The organism is Streptomyces sp. ALB3 (genome assembly GCF_044385685.1).
Taxonomy (GTDB): domain Bacteria; phylum Actinomycetota; class Actinomycetes; order Streptomycetales; family Streptomycetaceae; genus Streptomyces.
In genome coordinates this window covers 254,671-275,205 of the sequence record NZ_JBISCE010000037.1, presented here as the reverse complement: position 1 = coordinate 275,205, position 20,535 = coordinate 254,671, and the positions used below count along the sequence as shown (strand labels likewise).

The 20,535-nt window shown below is 71.0% G+C and carries 16 protein-coding genes; 15 read left to right on the top strand and 1 reads right to left on the bottom strand.

Annotated elements, in window-relative coordinates; all coding sequences use genetic code 11:
• The first annotated feature begins 43 nt into the window (after nt 1-43).
• The 15 genes from ACHFIV_RS23265 to ACHFIV_RS23195 all read left to right on the top strand — a co-directional run bounded on the left by ACHFIV_RS23265 (nt 44) and on the right by ACHFIV_RS23195 (nt 17,035).
• Entirely contained in the window at nt 44-574 is a 531-nt protein-coding gene (locus ACHFIV_RS23265) for a septum formation initiator family protein (RefSeq protein WP_398972287.1), read from the top strand.
• Between the two features lie 4 nt (nt 575-578).
• Nucleotides 579-2,570, top strand: coding sequence for a peptidoglycan D,D-transpeptidase FtsI family protein (locus ACHFIV_RS23260; protein ID WP_398972285.1), 1,992 nt, complete (start codon nt 579-581; stop codon nt 2,568-2,570).
• A 16-nt stretch (nt 2,571-2,586) separates the two neighbouring features.
• A complete protein-coding gene (locus ACHFIV_RS23255; protein WP_398972282.1) occupies nt 2,587-4,317 on the top strand; it encodes a UDP-N-acetylmuramoyl-L-alanyl-D-glutamate--2,6-diaminopimelate ligase in 1,731 nt (576 codons plus the stop codon).
• A gap of 4 nt (nt 4,318-4,321) precedes the next feature.
• Nucleotides 4,322-5,740 (top strand): UDP-N-acetylmuramoyl-tripeptide--D-alanyl-D-alanine ligase, encoded by a 1,419-nt coding sequence (locus tag ACHFIV_RS23250; RefSeq protein ID WP_398972281.1) that lies wholly within the window; start codon nt 4,322-4,324, stop codon nt 5,738-5,740.
• Entirely contained in the window at nt 5,737-6,807 is a 1,071-nt protein-coding gene (mraY, locus tag ACHFIV_RS23245; protein WP_398972279.1) for a phospho-N-acetylmuramoyl-pentapeptide-transferase, read from the top strand. The genes ACHFIV_RS23250 and mraY overlap by 4 nt, the downstream gene beginning before the upstream one ends.
• Nucleotides 6,789-8,222, top strand: coding sequence for a UDP-N-acetylmuramoyl-L-alanine--D-glutamate ligase (gene murD / locus ACHFIV_RS23240; protein WP_398972276.1), 1,434 nt, complete (start codon nt 6,789-6,791; stop codon nt 8,220-8,222). Before mraY ends, murD begins: the two co-directional genes overlap by 19 nt.
• A gap of 139 nt (nt 8,223-8,361) precedes the next feature.
• Complete coding sequence (gene ftsW, locus ACHFIV_RS23235; protein ID WP_398972274.1) at nt 8,362-9,822, top strand: putative lipid II flippase FtsW; 1,461 nt, start codon at nt 8,362-8,364, stop codon at nt 9,820-9,822.
• A 6-nt stretch (nt 9,823-9,828) separates the two neighbouring features.
• Nucleotides 9,829-10,923: an undecaprenyldiphospho-muramoylpentapeptide beta-N-acetylglucosaminyltransferase gene (gene murG / locus ACHFIV_RS23230; RefSeq protein WP_398972272.1), complete on the top strand. Its 1,095-nt coding sequence runs from the start codon at nt 9,829-9,831 to the stop codon at nt 10,921-10,923.
• Nucleotides 10,924-10,971: 48 nt separating this feature from the next.
• Nucleotides 10,972-11,763 (top strand): cell division protein FtsQ/DivIB, encoded by a 792-nt coding sequence (locus tag ACHFIV_RS23225; protein WP_398972270.1) that lies wholly within the window; start codon nt 10,972-10,974, stop codon nt 11,761-11,763.
• Between the two features lie 276 nt (nt 11,764-12,039).
• A complete protein-coding gene (ftsZ, locus tag ACHFIV_RS23220) occupies nt 12,040-13,254 on the top strand; it encodes a cell division protein FtsZ (protein WP_398972267.1) in 1,215 nt (404 codons plus the stop codon).
• A gap of 17 nt (nt 13,255-13,271) precedes the next feature.
• Complete coding sequence (gene pgeF / locus ACHFIV_RS23215) at nt 13,272-14,003, top strand: peptidoglycan editing factor PgeF (protein ID WP_398972265.1); 732 nt, start codon at nt 13,272-13,274, stop codon at nt 14,001-14,003.
• A gap of 6 nt (nt 14,004-14,009) precedes the next feature.
• Entirely contained in the window at nt 14,010-14,729 is a 720-nt protein-coding gene (locus ACHFIV_RS23210) for a YggS family pyridoxal phosphate-dependent enzyme (protein WP_398972263.1), read from the top strand.
• Between the two features lie 127 nt (nt 14,730-14,856).
• A complete protein-coding gene (locus tag ACHFIV_RS23205; protein WP_250289705.1) occupies nt 14,857-15,468 on the top strand; it encodes a cell division protein SepF in 612 nt (203 codons plus the stop codon).
• 69 nt (nt 15,469-15,537) lie between these two features.
• Complete coding sequence (locus ACHFIV_RS23200; protein WP_031098947.1) at nt 15,538-15,834, top strand: YggT family protein; 297 nt, start codon at nt 15,538-15,540, stop codon at nt 15,832-15,834.
• 49 nt (nt 15,835-15,883) lie between these two features.
• Nucleotides 15,884-17,035, top strand: a complete 1,152-nt coding sequence (locus tag ACHFIV_RS23195) for a DivIVA domain-containing protein (protein ID WP_398972258.1) — start codon at nt 15,884-15,886, stop codon at nt 17,033-17,035.
• A gap of 214 nt (nt 17,036-17,249) precedes the next feature.
• Here ACHFIV_RS23195 and ileS read toward each other — a convergent pair whose 3' ends face one another.
• A complete protein-coding gene (gene ileS / locus ACHFIV_RS23190; protein WP_398972255.1) occupies nt 17,250-20,399 on the bottom strand; it encodes an isoleucine--tRNA ligase in 3,150 nt (1,049 codons plus the stop codon).
• Nucleotides 20,400-20,535 lie beyond the last annotated feature (136 nt).

Below are 20,535 nucleotides of genomic sequence, written 5' to 3'. Positions count from 1 at the left end.
CCCCCAGGGCCGGCCGGACGTACGCCGGGACGGTGACGCCGCGGTGACCGGGACGGCCGGGCAGATGAAGGGACGGGCCGGCCGGCTCGCCCGGCTGATGCCGTCGGGACCGAACACCGCCGCCCGCACCCCCTTCGTCCTGCTGGTGGTCCTGCTGCTCGCGGGTGGCCTGATCTCGCTGCTGCTGCTGAACTCGGCGCTCAATGAAGGATCGTTCAGGCTGAGCAAGCTGAAGAGGGAGACCACCGAGCTCACCGACGAGCAGCAGGCCCTCCAGCGGGACGTCGACGGTAACTCCGAACCCGACGCGCTGGAACGCCGGGCCCGGGAGCTCGGCATGGTGCCGGGCGGCAGCCCCGCCTTCCTGGAGCCTGACGGCAGGGTCCGCGGAGTGCCCGAACGGGCCACCGCGCAGCCGTACCCCACCGCGGTCCCCGAGCCCGGCGCGGGCACCACGGGATCAGCCGGACCGGCGTCGCCGTCCGGCTCCGCGTCGCCGTCGTCGCCCGCCCTTCCCCCCGCGACGCCGTCCACGCTTCCGAACACACCGCCCCCGACGAGCTCCGGCAGGTGACGCAGTGCCGTCCAAGGAACCGCCGCGCCGCCGTGTACCCGGCCCCGCGCGCTCCCGTAACGCGGCCGGCGGATCAGGGCGCCCGCGTCCCACCGCCCGCCCCGACGCCCGGCGCCCCCGGCGCCCGGCGGCGAGGCAGCGGCGCGGCGGCTCCCCGAAGGCCATCCGGCTGGGCAGCCCGCGCCCACGGCTCCGCCTGATCAGCCTCTGCCTGACCCTCGTCATGCTGGCGTTCGTCGTCCGGCTCCTCCAGGTCCAGGCGGTCGACGCCGACACGTACGCCGCGAAGGCCGGGAAGAACCGCTACCTGGAGTACACGATCGCCGCCGAACGCGGCGAGATCACCGACCGCGGCGGCATCGCCCTGGCCACCAGCGTCGACGCGCACGACATCACCGCCGACCCGAAACTGTTCACGCCCGAGGAGAGCAAGGCCCCGGACGCACCGCGGCAGGCGGCGGCGCTGCTCGCCCCGATCCTCGGCGAGGACGAGGCCGAGCTGGCGAAGAAGCTCTCCACCCCCGACAGCCGCTACACGGTGCTGGCGCGGCGGCAGACACCCCAGGTCTGGAAGCAGATCAAGGACCTCAAGTCCGTCTTCGCGGACAAGGCGGCCGAGGACAGGGCGAACGGAGGCCCCGGAGCCGACGTGCTGGCCGGAGTCCTCCAGGAGCCGACCACCAGGCGCGTGTACCCCAACGGTGACCTCGCCGCCGGGATACTGGGCTTCGTCAACGCCGAGGGCAAGGGCGGCGGCGGCCTGGAGGCACAGCTGAACGAGCGGCTCCAGGGCGAGGACGGCAAGATCCGCTACGCCCAGGCAGGCGGCCGTCCCGTGCCGACAGCCGGTTCCACGGAGACTCCGGCGGTCGCCGGCACCGACGTCGAGCTGACGATCGACCGCGACATCCAGTGGGCGGCCCAGCGCGCCATCGCCGACCAGGTGAAGGAGTCCGAGGCGGACCGCGGCTACGTGGTCGTCCAGAACACGAGGACCGGCGAGGTGCTGGCCATGGCCAACGCTCCCGGGTACGACCCGAACGACCTCGGGCAGAGCAACTCGGCCGCCCTCGGCAACGCGGCCCTCCAGGACGTGTACGAGCCCGGCTCCACCAGCAAGGTGATGTCCATGGCCGCCGTGCTGGAGGAGGGAGTGGCCACGCCCGGTACGCACGTCACCGTCCCCAACCGGCTGCACCGGGGCGACCGGCTGTTCAGGGACGACATCGACCACCCCACCTGGTACCTCACGCTCAACGGCGTCCTGGCCAAATCGAGCAACATCGGCACCATCCTGGCCACCGGGCAGCTCGGGAAGAACCAGGCGGAGGCCAACAAGGTCCTGTACTCGTACCTGCGCAAGTTCGGCATCGGCAGCACCACCGGGCTCGACTACCCGGGTGAGTCCCCGGGCATCATCGCGAAGCCCCAGGACTGGTCGACCTCGCAGCAGTACACGATCCCGTTCGGCCAGGGCCTCTCGCTCAACGCGATGCAGGCCGCGTCGGTCTACCAGACGATCGCCAACGGCGGGGTCCGGATCGAGCCGACGCTGGTCCGCGGGACCAAGGACGCCGACGGCCGCTACACGGCGTCCGACGCGCCCGAACGCACCCGGGTGGTCAGCGAGAAGACGGCCAGGACCCTGGCGAAGATGCTGGAGTCGGTGGTGGACGACGAGGAGGGCACCGGGACCAAGGCCCACATCCAGGGCTACCGCGTCGCCGGCAAGACGGGCACGGCCAACCGCGTCGACCCCGTGCGCGGCGTCTACAAGGGTTACACCGCCTCCTTCGCCGGATTCGCCCCGGCCGACGATCCGCAGATCACCGTCTACTGCGCCATCCAGAACCCCACCAAGGGCAGCTACTTCGGCGGCCAGATCTGCGGCCCCATCTACAAGAAGGTCATGGAGTTCGCTCTGAAGACCCTCCAGACACCTCCCACCGGCAGCGCTCCCGCCCGGCTGCCCGTGTCCTTCAAGCCCGGCGAGTGACTCGGGGGAACCCTCAGTGACGACCATCACCCCCGATCCCGGGAACCGGAACGAGAAGTACCGCAAACCCGGGCCCTCACTTCGCGAGAGGCCCGGTCCGCCCGGTACGCTCACCGCCGTGCCCCACGCTGATCAGTGCCAAACCACTCAGAAGGACGCGCCCGTGACCTACCCGGGAGCGCCCCGGCCGGACCGGCTGCTGCCGACGTCCCTCGGAGAGCTGGCCGCCCGGCTCGGAGCCGGACCGCAGGATTCCGGTGAGGTCACCGGCATCACCCACGACTCCCGGGCCGTGCGCCCGGGCGACGTCTACGCGGCTCTGCCCGGTGCCCGCTTCCACGGTGCCGACTTCTCCGCCCAGGCCGAGAGCCTCGGCGCCGCCGCGATCCTCACCGACCCGGCGGGCGCCGAGCGTGCCGCCGCCACCGGCCTCCCGGTCCTCGTCACCGAGGACCCGCGCGGCCGGATGGGCGAGATCGCCGCCGAGATCTACGGGCGGCCGGGCGTCGGCCTGCTCCAGATCGGCATCACCGGAACGTCGGGCAAGACCACCACGGCCTACCTCGTCGAGGGCGGACTGCGCGGCGCCGGACGCAGCACCGGGCTGATCGGCACCGTCGAGATGCGGATCGGCGACGAGCGCATCAAGTCGGAGCGCACCACCCCCGAAGCCACCGACCTCCAGGCGCTCTTCGCCGTCATGCGCGAGCGCGGTGTCGAGGCGGTCGCCATGGAGGTCTCCAGCCACGCCCTGGTCCTCGGCCGGGTCGACGGCTGTGTCTTCGACGTCGCCGTCTTCAACAACCTCAGCCCGGAGCACATGGAGTTCCACTCCGGGATGGAGGACTACTTCCAGGCGAAGGCGCAGCTGTTCACGCCGCGGCGCAGCAAGCTCGGTGTCGTCAACTTCGACGACGAGTACGGCCGCAGGCTGGTGCGGGAGGCGACCGTTCCGGTGGTGACCTTCTCGGCGGAGGGCCACCCGGACGCCGACTGGCGGGCCGAGGACGTCGAGGTCGGACCCCAGGACAGCCGCTTCACCGTGCTCGGCCCCAAGGGCGAGCGGGTCACCGCCAGGGCCCCGCTCCCCGGGCCGTTCAACGTGGCCAACACCCTCGCCGCCGTCGTCACCCTGGCCGTCGCCGGGATCGACCCGCAGACCGCCGCCGACGGCATCGCGGACGTGCCCGGCGTCCCGGGCCGGCTGGAACGCGTCGACGCCGGACAGCCGTACCTCGCGGTCGTCGACTACGCGCACAAGACCGACGCGGTCGAATCCGTCCTGCGCTCCCTGCAGAAGGTCACCGAGGGCCGGGTGCACATCGTGCTCGGCTGCGGCGGCGACCGTGACACGACGAAGCGCGGCCCGATGGGCGCGGCCGCGGCCAGGCTCGCCGACACCGCCGTACTGACCTCGGACAACCCCCGCTCCGAGGACCCCCTCGCGATCCTCGCCGCGATGCTCCTGGGCGCGGCCGAGGTGCCCGTCCACGAGCGGGGCGAGGTGCTCGTCGAGGCCGACCGGGCCGCGGCCGTCGCCGCGGCCGTCGCCCGGGCCGAACCCGGCGACACCGTGCTGGTGGCCGGAAAGGGACACGAGCAGGGCCAGGACATCCACGGAGTGGTGCGGCCCTTCGACGACCGCGAAGTCCTGCGCGAGGCCATCGAGCACTCCCTGGGGCGCGGGAGCGCCGCGCGCGCCCCCGAAGACCGCGTACACACCCATGAGAACAACAGTCAGGGATGACCAAGTGATCGCCCTTTCCCTCGCCGAGATCGCCGGAATCGTCGGCGGGCAGCCGCACGACGTGCCGGACCCGTCCGCCGTCGTCACCGGCCCCGTCGTCATCGACTCCCGGGAGGTGCTGCGGGGCTCCCTGTTCGCCGCGTTCGCGGGCGAGCGGGTCGACGGCCACGACTACGCGCAGCGCGCCGCCGAGGCGGGCGCGGTGGCCGTGCTCGCCGCCCGCCCCGTCGGGGTCCCGGCGATCGTCGTCGACGACGTCGTGGCCGCGCTCGGCGCCCTCGCCCGTGCCGTCGTCGAACGCCTGGGCACCACCGTCGTCGCGCTGACCGGCTCGGCGGGCAAGACGTCCACGAAGGACCTGATCGCCCAGCTCCTGGAGCGCAAGGCGCCCACGGTCTGGACGCCCGGCTCCCTCAACAACGAGATCGGTCTGCCGCTCACCGCGCTGCGCGCGACGGCGGAAACCCGCCACCTCGTGCTGGAGATGGGCGCACGGGGCATCGGCCACATCCACTACCTCGCCGACCTGACGCCGCCGCGGATCGGCCTGGTCCTCAACGTCGGCAGCGCCCACATCGGGGAGTTCGGCAGCCGTGAGGCGATCGCCCAGGCCAAGGGCGAGCTCGTCGAGGTCCTCCCCGAGGACGGTGCCGCGATCCTCAACGCCGACGATCCGCTCGTGCGTGCCATGGCATCCCGCACAAAAGCCCGGGTGCTCCTCTTCGGAGAGGCCCCGGATGCGGACGTACGGGGAGAGAACGCGCGGCTCACGGACGACGGCCGCCCCGCTTTCACGCTTCACACACCCACCGGGTGCAGCGACGTGACCTTGCGCCTGTACGGTGAGCACCACGTGTCGAACGCGCTCGCCGCGGCCGCCGTCGCCCATGAGTTGGGCATGTCCGTGACCGAGATCGCCGATGCGCTCTCCGGGGCGGGCACCCTCTCCCGCTGGCGCATGGAGGTCACCGAGCGTCCGGACGGTGTGACGGTCGTCAATGACGCCTACAACGCGAACCCCGAATCCATGAAGGCCGCACTCCGTGCGCTGGCCGCCATGGGCAAGGCCCGACGGGCGGACGGGGGGCGCACGTGGGCGGTGCTCGGTCAGATGGCCGAGCTCGGTGACGCGTCGCTCGCCGAGCACGACGCGGTCGGACGGCTCGCCGTCCGGCTCAACGTCAGCAAGCTCGTCGCTGTCGGAGGAAGAGAAGCCTCCTGGCTGCAACTGGGCGCATATAACGAGGGTTCGTGGGGTGAGGAGTCGGTGCACGTGTCCGACGCACAGGCGGCCGTCGACCTGTTGCGCAGTGAACTGCGCCCGGGAGACGTCGTGCTGGTGAAGGCGTCCCGGTCGGTCGGCCTGGAGAAGGTCGCCCTGGCACTGCTGGAGACGACCGAGGGTGAGGTCGCCGTCCGATGAGGCAGATCCTCTTCGCAGGGGCCATAGGGCTCTTCCTGACGCTGGTCGGCACCCCGCTGCTGATCAAGCTCCTGGCCCGCAAGGGCTACGGGCAGTTCATCCGGGACGACGGCCCGCGTACCCACGGAAGCAAAAAGGGCACGCCCACCATGGGTGGCATCGCCTTCATCCTGGCGACGGTCATCGCGTACGTACTGGCGAAGGTCATCACCGGCGAGCCGATGCGCTTCTCGGGCGTCCTCGTCCTGTTCCTGATGGCGGGGATGGGCCTCGTCGGCTTCCTCGACGACTACATCAAGATCGTCAAGCAGCGCTCGCTGGGTCTGCGGGCCAAGGCCAAGATGGCCGGCCAGCTGATCGTCGGCATCGCCTTCGCGGTGCTCTCCCTCCAGTTCGCCGACGCCCGCGGCAACACCCCGGCCTCCACCCGGCTGTCGTTCGTCGAGGACTTCGGCTGGTCGATCGGACCGGTGCTGTTCTGCGTCTGGGCGCTGTTCATGATTCTCGCCATGTCCAACGGCGTGAACCTGACGGACGGTCTGGACGGTCTGGCCACCGGCGCGTCGGTGATGGTCTTCGGCGCGTACACCTTCATCGGCCTGTGGCAGTTCCAGGAGTCCTGCGCCAACGCGACCACCCTCACCAACCCACAGGCGTGTTTCGAGGTACGCGACCCGCTCGACCTCGCGGTCGTCGCCTCGGCCCTGATGGGCGCCTGCTTCGGCTTCCTGTGGTGGAACACCTCGCCCGCGAAGATCTTCATGGGCGACACGGGTTCCCTCGCCCTCGGCGGCGCGCTCGCGGGTCTGGCCATCTGCTCCCGCACCGAGTTCCTGATGGCCATCCTCGGCGGCCTCTTCGTGATGATCACCATGTCCGTGGTCATCCAGGTCGGTTCCTTCAAGATGACCGGCAAGCGGGTCTTCCGGATGGCGCCGCTCCAGCACCACTTCGAACTCAAGGGGTGGTCCGAAGTCCTCGTCGTGGTCCGCTTCTGGATCATCCAGGGCATGTGCGTGATCGTCGGCCTCGGCCTCTTCTACGCGGGATGGGCAGCCAAGAAGTGAGCAACGTGGACTGGCAGGGCAAGCGCGTCACGGTCGCCGGGCTCGGTGTCAGCGGTATCCCCGCCGCCCGCGCCCTGCACGGGCTGGGCGCCCTCGTCACCGTCGTCAACGACGGCGACGACGAGCGCTCCCGCGCCCAGGCGGCCGAGCTGGAGGCGCTGGGGGTCACCGTGCGCCTCGGTGACGGCGCGACACTGCCGGAGTCCACCGAGCTGGTCGTCACGGCGCCCGGCTGGAAGCCGGACAAGCCGCTCTTCCTCGCAGCCGCGCAGGCGGACGTCCCCGTCTGGGGCGACGTCGAGCTCGCCTGGCGGCTGCGGGGCCCCGGTGCCGCCCCCTGGCTCGCGGTCACCGGGACCAACGGCAAGACCACGACCGTGCGCATGCTCGCCTCGATCCTCGAAGCGGCGGGTCTGCGCACGGCCGCCGTCGGCAACATCGGGGTGTCCCTGCTGGACGCGGTGCTCGCCGACGAGCCGTACGACGTGCTCGCCGTCGAGCTCTCCAGCTACCAGCTCCACTGGGCGCCCTCGCTGCGTGCACACTCGGGGGCCGTGCTCAACCTGGCCCCGGACCACCTCGACTGGCACGGCTCCATGGCCGGCTACGCCGCCGACAAGGGCCGGATCTACGAAGGCAACAGCGTCGCCTGCGTCTACAACGCGCAGGACGGGGCGACGGAGGACCTCGTGCGCGAGGCCGACGTCGAGGAGGGCTGCCGGGCCATCGGCTTCACCCTCGGTACGCCGGGTCCCTCGCAGCTCGGTGTGGTCGACGGCATCCTCGTCGACCGGGCGTTCGTCGCCAACCGCCAGAAGCAGGCCCAGGAGCTCGCGGAGGTCGGCGACGTCGATCCGCCGGCCCCCCACAACATCGCCAACGCGCTGGCCGCGGCGGCGCTCGCACGGGCCTTCGGCGTGCAGCCCGCCGCCGTGCGGGACGGCCTGAGGGCCTTCCGCCCCGACGCCCACCGCATCGAGCACGTCGCCGATGTCGCCGGAGTCACGTACATCGACGACTCCAAGGCCACCAACACCCATGCCGCCGAGGCCTCCCTCGCGGCCTACGAACCGATCGTCTGGATCGCCGGCGGCCTCGCCAAGGGCGCCACCTTCGACGAACTGGTCGGCCGGGCGGTCGAGCGGCTGAGGGGCGTGGTGCTGATGGGCGCCGACCGGGCGCTGATCCGCGAAGCCCTGGCGCGACACGCCCCCGAGGTACCGGTGGTCGACCTCGACCGGACCGACACTGGGGCGATGTCCGCAGCGGTCCGCGAAGCGGCACGGCTGGCCCTGCCGGGCGACACCGTCCTGCTGGCCCCGGCCTGCGCCTCGATGGACATGTTCGTCAACTACAACAGGCGGGGCGAGGCCTTCGCGGACGCGGTCCGCCAACTCGCCGACGAGAGCGCCTGACAGGCCCCGCCCGCGCGCCGTACGGTCCCGGAGGACCGGAGACCGTGGCGTCCGGGGACCCGGTCACGAGCAGCACCGCCGGGGGCCCGCGCCCCCGGCGGCGGCCCCCGGGCACGAGCAGTGGAGGGGACAAGCGACAATGCCGGCCGACGAGAGCTCAGCCGCGCGCGGTACCGGCCGCTCACGGGCGACCGCGGCGATCAGCCGGGCGCTCGCCCCGTCCCTGCTCACCGCGCCGCTGCCCGCCGGGCCCGCGCCGCTGAGGGGCCTGGCGCTGCGGAGCCGGCCCGCCACGGGCCCCCGGAGGCCGGCCGCGCCGCGTGGCGGGGCCCGTGGGGCCGGTACGCCGCCCCGGCCGCCCCGGGGAGCCGGGATCCGGCGGACGTACGAGCGGGCACGACGGGCCTGGGACCGCCCTCTGACGGCCTACTACCTGATCCTCGGGTCGAGCCTGCTGATCACCGTCCTGGGCCTCGTCATGGTCTACTCCGCCTCGATGATCAAGGCGCTCGAGCTGGCACGGCCCGGCACGTACTTCTTCCGCAAGCAGTTCCTCGCCGCCGTGATCGGGGCCGGGCTGATGTTCCTGGCCTCCAGGGTGCCGGTCAAGCTCCACCGGGCACTGGCCTACCCGCTCCTCATGGGCACGGTCTTCCTCATGGTCCTGGTACAGGTGCCCGGGATAGGGATGTCCGTCAACGGCAACCAGAACTGGATCTATCTCGGCGGCCCCTTCCAGCTCCAGCCCAGCGAGTTCGGCAAGCTCGCCCTCATCCTGTGGGGCGCGGACCTGCTGGCCCGGAAACAGGACAAGCGGCTGCTGGCGCAGTGGAAGCACATGCTCGTGCCGCTCGTGCCGGTCGCCTTCATGCTGCTCGGGCTGATCATGCTCGGCGGGGACATGGGCACCGCGATCATCCTCACCGCGATCCTCTTCGGCCTGCTCTGGCTGGCCGGCGCCCCCACCCGGCTCTTCGTGGGCGTGCTCGCCGTCGCCGGGCTGATCGGATTCGTCCTCATCAGGACCAGCCCCAACCGGATGTCACGGCTCGGCTGCATCGGAGCCTCCGAGCCCGGCCCGGGGGACTCGTGCTGGCAGGCGGTCCACGGAATCTATGCTCTGGCGTCCGGTGGATGGTTCGGTTCCGGGCTCGGCGCGAGTGTGGAAAAATGGGGTCAACTTCCCGAACCACACACCGACTTCATCTTCGCCATCACCGGGGAGGAACTGGGTCTGGCGGGGACGCTGTCGGTGCTGGCCCTCTTCGCGGCTCTAGGCTATGCGGGTATCCGCGTGGCCGGACGCACGGAGGACCCCTTCGTGAGGTACGCAGCGGGAGGCGTGACCACCTGGATCACGGCGCAGGCCGTGATCAACATCGGTGCGGTGCTCGGCCTGTTGCCGATCGCCGGTGTCCCGCTGCCGCTGTTCTCCTACGGGGGCTCGGCCCTGCTGCCGACCATGTTCGCAGTCGGGCTCATGATCGCCTTCGCGCGGGAGGACCCTGCGGCGAGAGCGGCCCTGGCCATGCGGAGGCCCGGGGTGAGATGGAAGACGATGAGACGGCGCGTCATGAAGCGTCCGTCCGGAGAGCGGTGAATTTCGGTGCATGTCGTACTCGCCGGCGGGGGGACCGCCGGGCACATCGAGCCCGCGCTTGCCCTCGCAGACGCCCTGCGGAGGCAGGACCCGGCCGTGGGAATCACTGCCCTCGGCACGGAGCGCGGACTCGAGACCAGGCTCGTACCCGAGCGGGGGTACGAGCTGGCACTGATCCCCGCCGTACCGCTGCCGCGCAAGCCCACACCCGAGCTGATCACCGTCCCGGGACGGCTGCGCGGCACCATCAAGGCCGCCGAGCAGATCCTGGAGCGCACCGGGGCGGACTGCGTGGTCGGCTTCGGGGGCTACGTGGCGCTGCCCGGCTACCTCGCGGCCAAGCGCGCCGGGGTGCCGATCGTCGTCCATGAGGCCAACGCCCGGCCGGGTCTGGCCAACAAGATCGGTTCCCGGTACGCGCACGGGGTCGCCGTCTCCACGCCGGACAGCAAGCTGCGCGGCGCCCGCTACATCGGCATCCCGCTGCGCCGGACCATCGCCACCCTCGACCGGGCCCGGGTCCGCCCGGAGGCGCGTGCCGCCTTCGGACTGGACCCCAACCTGCCCACGCTGCTCGTCTCGGGCGGCTCGCAGGGCGCCCGCCACCTCAACGAGGTGGTCACCCGGATCGCACCGCTGCTCCAGCGGTCCGGAATCCAGATCCTGCACGTGGTCGGCCCGAAGAACGAATTGCCGCGGATCGACAACATGCCCGGGATGCCGCCCTACATCCCGGTACCGTACGTGGACCGGATGGATCTGGCGTACGCCGCGGCCGACATGATGCTCTGCCGCGCCGGCGCGATGACCGTCGCCGAACTCTCCGCCGTCGGGCTCCCCGCCGCCTACGTCCCGTTGCCGATCGGCAACGGCGAACAGCGGCTCAACGCCCAGCCGGTGGTCAACGCCGGTGGCGGCCTGCTGGTCGACGACGCGGCACTCACCCCGGAATGGGTGCAGGGCAACGTCCTTCCGGTGCTGTCGGATCCGCACCGGCTGTACGAGATGTCCCGTGCCGCCGCGGAGTTCGGGCGGCGGGACGCCGACGACCTGCTCGTCGGCATGGTGTACGAGGCGATTGCCGCACGCCGCCAGGCGTGAGGCGGTGGGACCCGGGGCGCGCGCCCCGGGTCCGGCGAAGGAGTGAGCGTGGCCGGACCGACGACCGCCCAGCGCGGCGAGGCCGAGCGGGCAGGCACTCCGGCCCGCCCGCCGCACACCGGCCCCGGGAGGCGGCTGAGCGGCCGCACCGGACTGGTGCTGGCCGCGGCCGGTCTCGTGCTGACCGCCGCGGCCACGGTCTGGGTGCTCTACGGATCGTCCTGGCTGCGGCTGGAGCGGGTGACGGCCACCGGCACCGACGTCCTGACCCGGAGCGAGGTGGAGGCCGCGGCGGCGGCCCCGGTCGGCTCCCCGCTGGTCTCCGTGGACACCGACGCGATCGCCGACCGGCTGCGGCGGGAGCTGCCCCGTATCGACTCCGTGGATGTCGTACGGTCATGGCCGCACGAGGTCGGCCTGCACGTGACGGAACGAAAGCCGGTCCTGGTGGTCGGAAAGGGCAAGAAGTTCGTCGAAGTCGACGCAAAGGGTGTGCGTTTCGCAACCGTGGACAAAGCACCCCCGCGTGTCCCGCTCCTGAAGATGACGCCGGGTCAGTCGGCGAGCCTGCGACGATTCGGCAGTGACCGTCTGCTGCGGGAAGCGGTACGGGTCGCGGGAGACCTCCCTGACAAGGTGGCCGGGGAGACGAAGGCCGTGCGGATCACGTCCTACGACTCCGTCGTGCTCGAACTCACGCGGGAGCGCACCGTGATGTGGGGCAGCAGTGAGGAGGGGCCCGTGAAGGCGCGGGTGCTCACCGCTCTGATGAAGGCGACCCCCAAAGCGGGACACTTCGACGTGAGTGCTCCCACGGCCCCCGCCTCGTCGAAGAGTTGACGCACGTTTGGCCTGGCCAGCCCCCTGGTTGGTCAGCGCTACGGGTGATCACATAGGGTGAAAAGAAAAACGGGAGGTTCGGCGTGTTCGTTGAACGTGCGCCACGTGTCGACTTAGTGTCCTGTTCGGAAGAGTCCAAGAAACAGACACACTGGTAACCCTAAACTTCAACGTTAGGGTTTGGGTCGGCGTTCGGACCGACCCAATCGGCATCCGTCGTCGCGGCGGGAACACCGCGAAGCGACGACACGTAACTCGAGGCGAGAGGCCTTCGACGTGGCAGCACCGCAGAACTACCTCGCAGTCATCAAGGTCATCGGTGTCGGCGGCGGTGGTGTCAATGCCATCAACCGAATGATCGAGGTCGGTCTCAAGGGCGTCGAGTTCATCGCGATCAACACCGATGCGCAAGCACTGTTGATGAGCGACGCCGACGTCAAGCTCGACGTCGGCCGTGAACTCACCCGTGGCCTCGGCGCCGGGGCGAACCCGGCCGTCGGTCGCAAGGCGGCAGAGGACCACCGTGAGGAGATCGAGGAGGTCCTCAAGGGGGCCGACATGGTCTTCGTCACCGCCGGAGAAGGCGGCGGCACCGGCACGGGCGGCGCACCCGTCGTCGCCAACATCGCCCGCTCGCTGGGCGCCCTGACGATCGGTGTGGTCACCCGCCCGTTCACCTTCGAGGGCCGGCGACGCGCGAACCAGGCGGAGGACGGCATCGCCGAGCTCCGCGAAGAGGTCGACACCCTCATCGTCATCCCCAACGACCGGCTGCTGTCCATCTCGGACCGCCAGGTCAGCGTGCTCGACGCGTTCAAGTCGGCCGACCAGGTGCTGCTCTCGGGTGTCCAGGGCATCACCGACCTCATCACGACCCCGGGGCTGATCAACCTCGACTTCGCCGACGTCAAGTCGGTCATGTCCGAGGCCGGATCGGCGCTCATGGGCATCGGCTCCGCCCGCGGCGACGACCGCGCGGTGGCCGCCGCCGAGATGGCGATCTCCTCGCCGCTCCTTGAGGCGTCCATCGACGGCGCCCGCGGTGTCCTGCTCTCCATCTCCGGCGGCAGCGACCTCGGTCTCTTCGAGATCAACGAGGCCGCCCAGCTGGTGAGCGAGGCGGCCCACCCGGAGGCGAACATCATCTTCGGCGCGGTCATCGACGACGCGCTCGGCGACGAGGTGCGGGTCACCGTGATCGCCGCGGGCTTCGACGGCGGACAGCCGCCGGCCCGCCGGGAGAACGTCCTCGGATCGAGTGCCGGGAAGCGCGAGGAGCCGGCTCCCGCGGCCCGGGCCGCCGAGCCGGCGCGCCAGACCGGAGGACTGGGCTCCGTGCCCCCGCGCGAGGAGCCCCCCACGCCGGCCGAGCCGGCGCCGGCGGCGAACGAGACCTCGCTGCCGCCGGTTTCCCCGCCGCACGTCCCGACGGCCCGTCCCTACCAGGACACCCAGGCCGAAGAGCTGGACGTACCGGACTTCTTGAAGTGATAGGTCCGCAGCACGCGGTGAGAGCCGCGGAGTCCTCGGCGGGCGGCGCGCACTTCGCCTTCACCGACAGGTGGGGCGGAGTGAGCGCCGCTCCGTACGAGGAGCTCAACCTCGGCGGCGCGGTCGGTGACGACCCCGCCGCCGTGCGCGCGAACCGTGCGCGCGCCGCCGGCTCCCTCGGTCTGGACCCGGCCCGTGTGGTCTGGATGAACCAGGTGCACGGACGTGACGTGGCCGTCGTGGACGGCCCCTGGGGCGACGCCTCGGACATCCCCGCCGTGGACGCGGTGGTGACGGCGCGGCGCGGACTTCCGCTCGCGGTGCTCACCGCGGACTGCACACCGGTCCTGCTCGCCGACCCGGCGGCCGGTGTCGTCGCGGCGGCCCACGCGGGACGGCCGGGTCTGGTCGCGGGAATCGTGCCGGCGACGGTCGAGGCCATGATCGCGCTCGGCGCCCAGCCCTCCAGGATCGTCGCGCGCACCGGACCGGCGGTCTGCGGCCGGTGTTACGAGGTTCCGGAGCAGATGCGCGCCGAGGTCGCCGGGATCGTCCCGGCTTCCTGGTCGGAGACCAGCTGGGGGACGCCCGCGGTGGACGTCACGGCAGGGGTCCACGCCCAGCTCGACGGGCTCGGCGTCGGCGACCGGCACGGCTCGCCGTTCTGCACGCTGGAATCCGGCGACCACTTCTCGTACCGCCGCGACCGCACCACGGGACGGCTCGCCGGATATGTCTGGTTGGACTGATAGGGCATGACGGATCGCAGGACACAACTCGCGGCCAATCTGGCACAGGTGGAGGAGCGCATCGCCTCCGCCTGCGCGTCGGCCGGCCGTCGGCGGGAGGAGGTGACCCTCATCGTGGTCACCAAGACCTATCCCGCGAGCGACGTGCGCATCCTGCACGACCTGGGCGTGCGCCAGGTCGCGGAGAACCGCGACCAGGACGCGGCGCCGAAAGCCGAGGCCTGCGCGGATCTGTCGCTCACATGGCACTTCGTCGGACAGTTGCAGACCAACAAGGTCCGTTCCGTGGCCGGTTATGCCGATGTGGTGCAGTCGGTGGACCGGGTGAAGCTGGTCACCGCGCTCTCGGCGGCGGCGGTCAGGGGCGAGCGCGAGCTCGGCTGCCTGATCCAGGTCGCGCTCGACGCGGAGAGCGGGGAGCGCGGCGACCGGGGAGGTGTCGCGCCGGACGCGGTCGAGGAGTTGGCGGCGTCGGTCCGAGCGGCGGAGGGGCTCAGGCTCGACGGCCTGATGACCGTCGCCCCGCTCGCCGGTCCCTACGCCGGCCGGCAACGGGCCGCGTTCGACCGCCTGATGGAAATCTCATCCCGCCTGCGCGGGAACCATCCGACTGCGAACATGGTCTCTGCCGGGATGAGCGGGGATCTCGAGGACGCCGTGGCGGCCGGGGCGACACATGTACGCGTCGGTACGGCGGTACTCGGAGTCCGACCCCGGCTCGGGTAACGTCGCGAAGCAAGTCGGACCACAGCAGAAAATATGGTCATTCCCGCTCCACGCGGGCAGGCCGGAGTGGATCTCGGGCACTTGGTGACACGAATGCCGATCCACCACAGAGCGGAGGACTCGGAGCATGGCCGGCGCGATGCGCAAGATGGCGGTCTACCTCGGCCTCGTGGAGGACGATGGGTACGACGGTCCGGGGTTCGACCCCGACGACGAATTCGAACCCGAGCCGGAGCCCGAGCGGGACCGGCGGCGGCACCAGCCCGCGCATCCGGTGGAGCGGGAACGGGACGAACCGGTACGAGCGGTGCAGCCACCCGCACCCCGGGAACCTGTTCAGCTCCCGGCGGAAAGCGGACGACCCGCCCGAATCGCCCCCGTGGCATCCATCACACCTGACCGCCCGAATCTGGAGAAGAACGCACCGGTGATCATGCCCAAGGTCGTGTCCGAGCGGGAGCCCTACCGGATCACCACGCTGCACCCCAGGACCTATAACGAGGCCCGTACCATCGGGGAACACTTCCGCGAGGGCACCCCGGTGATCATGAACCTCACGGAGATGGACGACACCGACGCGAAGCGACTTGTCGACTTTGCCGCGGGACTCGTCTTCGGTCTCCATGGCAGCATTGAGCGTGTGACGCAGAAGGTGTTCCTGTTGTCGCCTGCTAACGTCGATGTCACGGCGGAGGACAAGGCCCGCATCGCAGAGGGCGGGTTCTTCAACCAGAGCTGAGAACACCGGGAACAAACCCGGCCGGGAGGCCGGGGCTACGAGAGCCAGGGGAGAGGGAAGCGCGGGAACATGGGCGTCGCACTGGATGTGGTCTATATCGCGCTGATGTGTTTCCTCATCGTGCTGATCTTCCGGCTGGTCATGGACTACGTCTTCCAGTTCGCACGTTCATGGCAGCCAGGCAAGGCGATGGTGGTCGTTCTCGAGGGCACTTACACTGTCACGGATCCACCGTTGAAGCTTCTGCGGCGGTTCATACCGCCGTTGCGTCTCGGGGGCGTGGCACTTGACCTGTCCTTCTTCGTTCTGATGATCATCGTCTACATTCTGCTCAACCTCGTGGGCAAGCTAGCGAGCAGCGTGTGAACGATACGGTCTTGCCGACTGCCGACGACTACGTAGAGGTGAAGAAGAGATGCCGCTGACCCCCGAGGACGTGCGGAACAAGCAGTTCACGACCGTCCGCCTCCGAGAAGGCTATGACGAGGACGAGGTCGATGCCTTCCTCGACGAGGTCGAGTCGGAACTGACCCGTCTGCTCCGTGAGAACGAGGACCTGCGCGCCAAGCTGGCCGCCGCCACGCGTGCGGCCGCGCAGAACCAGCAGCAGCAGGGAATGCGCAAACCACCGGAGCAGCAGGAACGGCCAGGGGCACCCGTGCCCGCCGCCATATCTGGTCCGCCGGTACAGCAGCAGCAGCCCCCGCAGATGGGTCCCCCCCAGCTGCCCGGTGGCGCTCCCCAGCTGCCTGCCGGTCCCAGCGGTCATGGCCCGCAGGGCGGCCACGGCCCCGGTCCGCAGGGCCAGCACGGCCCCGGCCCGATGCAGGGTGGCCCCATGGGCGGCCCGATGGGCGGCCCCATGGGCGGTCATGCCCCGCAGCAGCAGATGCAGCAGATGCAGCAGCAGCAGCAGATGCAGCAGCCCGGCCAGGGCCCCGGTGGCGACAGTGCCGCCCGAGTCCTGTCCCTTGCCCAGCAGACCGCCGACCAGGCGATCGCGGAGGCCCGTTCCGAGGCCAACAAGATCGTCGGCGAGGCGCGCAGCCGTGCCGAGGGCCTGGAGCGTGACGCCCGTGCCAAGGCGGACGCCCTGGAGCGGGACGCGCAGGAGAAGCACCGCGTGGCGATGGGCTCGCTGGAGTCGGCCCGCGCGACGCTGGAGCGCAAGGTCGAGGACCTGCGTGGCTTCGAGCGCGAGTACCGGACCCGCCTGAAGTCGTACCTGGAGAGCCAGCTGCGTCAGCTGGAGACCCAGGCCGACGACTCGCTGGCCCCGCCGCGCACCCCCGCCGCCGCTTCGCTGCCGCCGTCGCCCTCGCTGGCTCCGGCCGGTGCGGGTGCGATGGGACACACCATGGGCGGCAACCACGGTGGCCACGGCAGCCAGCAGATGGGCGGAGGCAACCAGTCGATGGGCGGCGGACCGTCGTACGGCGGCGGTCAGCAGCAGATGTCGCCCGCGATGACGCAGCCCATGGCGCCGGTGCGGCCGCAGGCGCCGCAGCCGATGCAGCAGGCGCCGTCGCCGATGCGCGGGTTCCTGATCGACGAGGACGACAACTGAGCGGTTCGCGCTCGCTGAGCGCGTAGCCGTCGGCAGGCAGAGGGCCGGGCCCCGGGGTTTACCCCGGGGCCCGGCCCTTTTGCCGTGGCGTGGCGGCGGGGGGCTGCGGCGCGGGGGCTCTGCTCCAGGAGCCCCCGGAGCCGGGAAGGGGCGGGCGGGGGACAGCGAAGGGCCCGGCCGGAGAGGTGTCCGGCCGGGCCCTGGGTGCTGCCGGCTACTGCTCCGTCTTACGGAGGCGGAAGGTCAGGGACAGTCCCTCGTCCTCGAACGGGGCGCCGTACGTGTCGTCCGCCTCACCCTGCGCGTAGTCCAGGGCCAGGACCTCGTCCGAGATCAGGGGCGCGTGCTCCGTCAGGGCCTCGGCCGTCGCCGGGGAGGTGGAGGTCCAGCGGACGGCGATGCGGTCCGCCACGTCCAGGCCGCTGTTCTTGCGGGCCTCCTGGATGAGGCGGATCGCGTCACGGGCCAGACCCGCCCGCCGCAGCTCCGGGGTGATCTCCAGGTCCAGGGCGACGGTCGCGCCCGAGTCGGACGCCACCGACCAGCCCTCGCGCGGAGTCTCCGTGATGATGACCTCGTCGGGGGCCAGGGTGACCTGCTCACCGTCGACCTCCACCGAGGCCGTGCCCTCACGGAGCGCCAGGCTCAGTGCCGCGGCGTCGGCGTCCGCGACGGCCTTGGCCACCGCCTGGACGCCCTTGCCGAACCGCTTGCCCAGCGCGCGGAAGTTCGCCTTCGCCGTGGTGTCGACCAGCGAGCCGCCGACCTCCGAGAGCGAGGCCAGGGAGGAGACGTTCAGCTCCTCCGTGATCTGGGCGCGCAGCTCGGGCGAGAGCGACTGGAAGCCCGCAGCCGCCACCAGGGCCCGCGACAGCGGCTGCCGGGTCTTGACACCCGACTCGGCACGCGTGGCCCGGCCGAGCTCGACCAGGCGGCGCACCAGCGCCATCTGCGAGGAGAGCGCCGGGTCGATCGAGGCCGGGTCCGCCTTCGGCCAGTCGGACAGGTGCACCGACTCCGGGGCGTCCGGGTCGACGGGGACGACCAGGTCCTGCCAGACCCGCTCCGTGATGAACGGGGTCAGCGGGGCCATCAGCCGGGTGACCGTCTCCACGACCTCGTGCAGCGTGCGCAGCGCCGCCTTGTCGCCCTGCCAGAAGCGGCGGCGCGAGCGGCGGACGTACCAGTTGGACAGGTCGTCGACGAACGCCGACAGCAGCTTGCCGGCGCGCTGGGTGTCGTATCCCTCCAGCGCCTTGGTGACCTCGTCGGCCAGGGTGCCGAGCTCGCTCAGCAGCCAGCGGTCCAGGACCGTGCGGTCGGCGGGCGCCGGGTCGGCGGCGGAGGGGGCCCACTTCGACGTGCGGGCGTAGAGGGCCTGGAAGGCCACCGTGTTCCAGTACGTGAGGAGCGTCTTGCGCACCACCTCCTGGATCGTGCCGTGGCCCACACGGCGAGCCGCCCACGGGGAGCCGCCCGCCGCCATGAACCAGCGGACCGCGTCGGCGCCGTGCTGGTCCATCAGCGGGATCGGCTGGAGGATGTTGCCCAGGTGCTTGGACATCTTCCGGCCGTCCTCGGCGAGGATGTGGCCCAGGCAGACCACGTTCTCGTAGGACGACTTGTCGAACACCAGGGTGCCGATCGCCATCAGCGTGTAGAACCACCCGCGCGTCTGGTCGATGGCCTCCGAGATGAACTGCGCCGGGTAGCGGCTCTCGAAGATCTCCTTGTTCTTGTACGGGTAGCCCCACTGCGCGAACGGCATCGAACCCGAGTCGTACCAGGCGTCGATGACCTCGGGGACGCGGTACGCCTCCAGTCGGCAGTTCTCGTGGGAGCAGGTGAAGGTGATCTCGTCGATGAACGGGCGGTGCGGGTCGAGCGACGACTGGTCGGTGCCCGTCAGCTCCGTCAGCTCGGCGCGGGAGCCCACGCACGTCAGGTGGTCGTCCTCGCAGCGCCAGATCGGCAGGGGGGTGCCCCAGTAGCGGTTGCGGGAGAGGGCCCAGTCGACGTTGTTGTTCAGCCAGTCGCCGAACCGGCCGTTCTTGACCGAGTCGGGGAACCAGTTGGTCTTCTCGTTCTCCTGGAGCAGCCGGTCCTTGACCGCCGTCGTGCGGATGTACCAGGACGGCTGCGCGTAGTACAGCAGAGCCGTGTGGCAGCGCCAGCAGTGCGGGTAGCTGTGCTCGTAGGGGACGTGGCGGAAGAGCCTGCCCCGAGCGGCCAGATCCGCGGTGAGCGCTTCGTCGGCCTTCTTGAAGAAGACACCGCCGACCAGCGGGAGGTCCTCCTCGAAGGTGCCGTCGGGGCGGACCGGGTTCACCACCGGGAGGCCGTAGGCACGGCAGACCTGGAGGTCGTCGGCGCCGAAGGCGGGGGACTGGTGGACCAGACCCGTGCCGTCCTCGGTCGTGACGTACTCGGCGTTGACGACGAAGTGCGCCTCGCTCGGGAAGTCGACGAGCCGGAACGGGCGCTCGTACGTCCACCGCTCCATCTCGCGGCCGGTGAAGGTCTCGCCGGTGAGCTCCCAGCCCTCACCCAGCGCCTTCTCCACCAGCGGCCGCGCGACGACCAGCTTCTCCTCGCCGTCCGTCGCCACCACGTACGTGACGTCGGGGTGCGCGGCGACGGCGGTGTTGGAGACCAGGGTCCACGGGGTCGTCGTCCAGACGAGCAGCGCGGCCTCGCCGGCCAGCGGTCCGCCCGTCAGCGGGAAGCGCACGAAGACCGAGGGGTCGACGACCGTCTCGTACCCCTGGGCGAGCTCGTGGTCCGAGAGGCCGGTGCCGCAGCGCGGGCACCAGGGCGCCACGCGGTGGTCCTGGACCAGCAGGTCCTTGTTGAAGATCTCCTTCAGCGACCACCACACGGAGTCGACGTACTCCGGGTCCATCGTGCGGTAGGCGTCGTCGAGGTCGACCCAGTAACCCATACGCGTCGTGAGCTCGGTGAACGCGTCGGTGTGGCGGGTGACGGACTCACGGCACTTCGCGTTGAACTCGGCGATGCCGTAGGCCTCGATGTCCTTCTTGCCGTTGAAGCCCAGCTCCTTCTCCACCGCGAGCTCGACCGGCAGGCCGTGGCAGTCCCAGCCGGCCTTGCGGCCGACGTGGTAGCCCTGCATGGTGCGGAAGCGCGGGAAGACGTCCTTGAAGACGCGCGCCTCGATGTGGTGGGCGCCGGGCATGCCGTTGGCCGTCGGCGGGCCCTCGTAGAAGACCCACTCGGGGCGGCCCTCGGACTGTTCGAGGCTCTTGGTGAAGACCTTGGCGTCGCGCCAGAAGTCGAGCACGGCGTGCTCGAGGGCGGGCAGGTCGACCTGGGCGGGTACCTGGCGGTACTGCGGCGATGTCATGTGCGGGCTTCCTCCGGCGGACGTCTTCCACTTCCGTCGGAGGGACGAGAGCCGTGTCGGCTCCCGCGGTACCACCCTCCTTGGCCCCGGGCGGACGCCCGTAGCCCCCTCATTGGGGTCGCGATGCCGGGTCTAG

Bases quoted from the DNA above. Each gene is read 5' to 3' on its own strand.
- murD (WP_398972276.1), top strand. From the start codon at position 6,789: ATGGGCAGCCAAGAAGTGAGCAACGTGGACTGGCAGGGCAAGCGCGTC.
- mraY (WP_398972279.1), top strand. From the start codon at position 5,737: ATGAGGCAGATCCTCTTCGCAGGGGCCATAGGGCTCTTCCTGACGCTG.
- ACHFIV_RS23200 (WP_031098947.1), top strand. From the start codon at position 15,538: ATGGGCGTCGCACTGGATGTGGTCTATATCGCGCTGATGTGTTTCCTC.
- ACHFIV_RS23195 (WP_398972258.1), top strand. From the start codon at position 15,884: ATGCCGCTGACCCCCGAGGACGTGCGGAACAAGCAGTTCACGACCGTC.
- ACHFIV_RS23205 (WP_250289705.1), top strand. From the start codon at position 14,857: ATGGCCGGCGCGATGCGCAAGATGGCGGTCTACCTCGGCCTCGTGGAG.
- ftsW (WP_398972274.1), top strand. From the start codon at position 8,362: ATGCCGGCCGACGAGAGCTCAGCCGCGCGCGGTACCGGCCGCTCACGG.
- ileS (WP_398972255.1), bottom strand. From the start codon at position 20,399: ATGACATCGCCGCAGTACCGCCAGGTACCCGCCCAGGTCGACCTGCCC.
- ACHFIV_RS23210 (WP_398972263.1), top strand. From the start codon at position 14,010: ATGACGGATCGCAGGACACAACTCGCGGCCAATCTGGCACAGGTGGAG.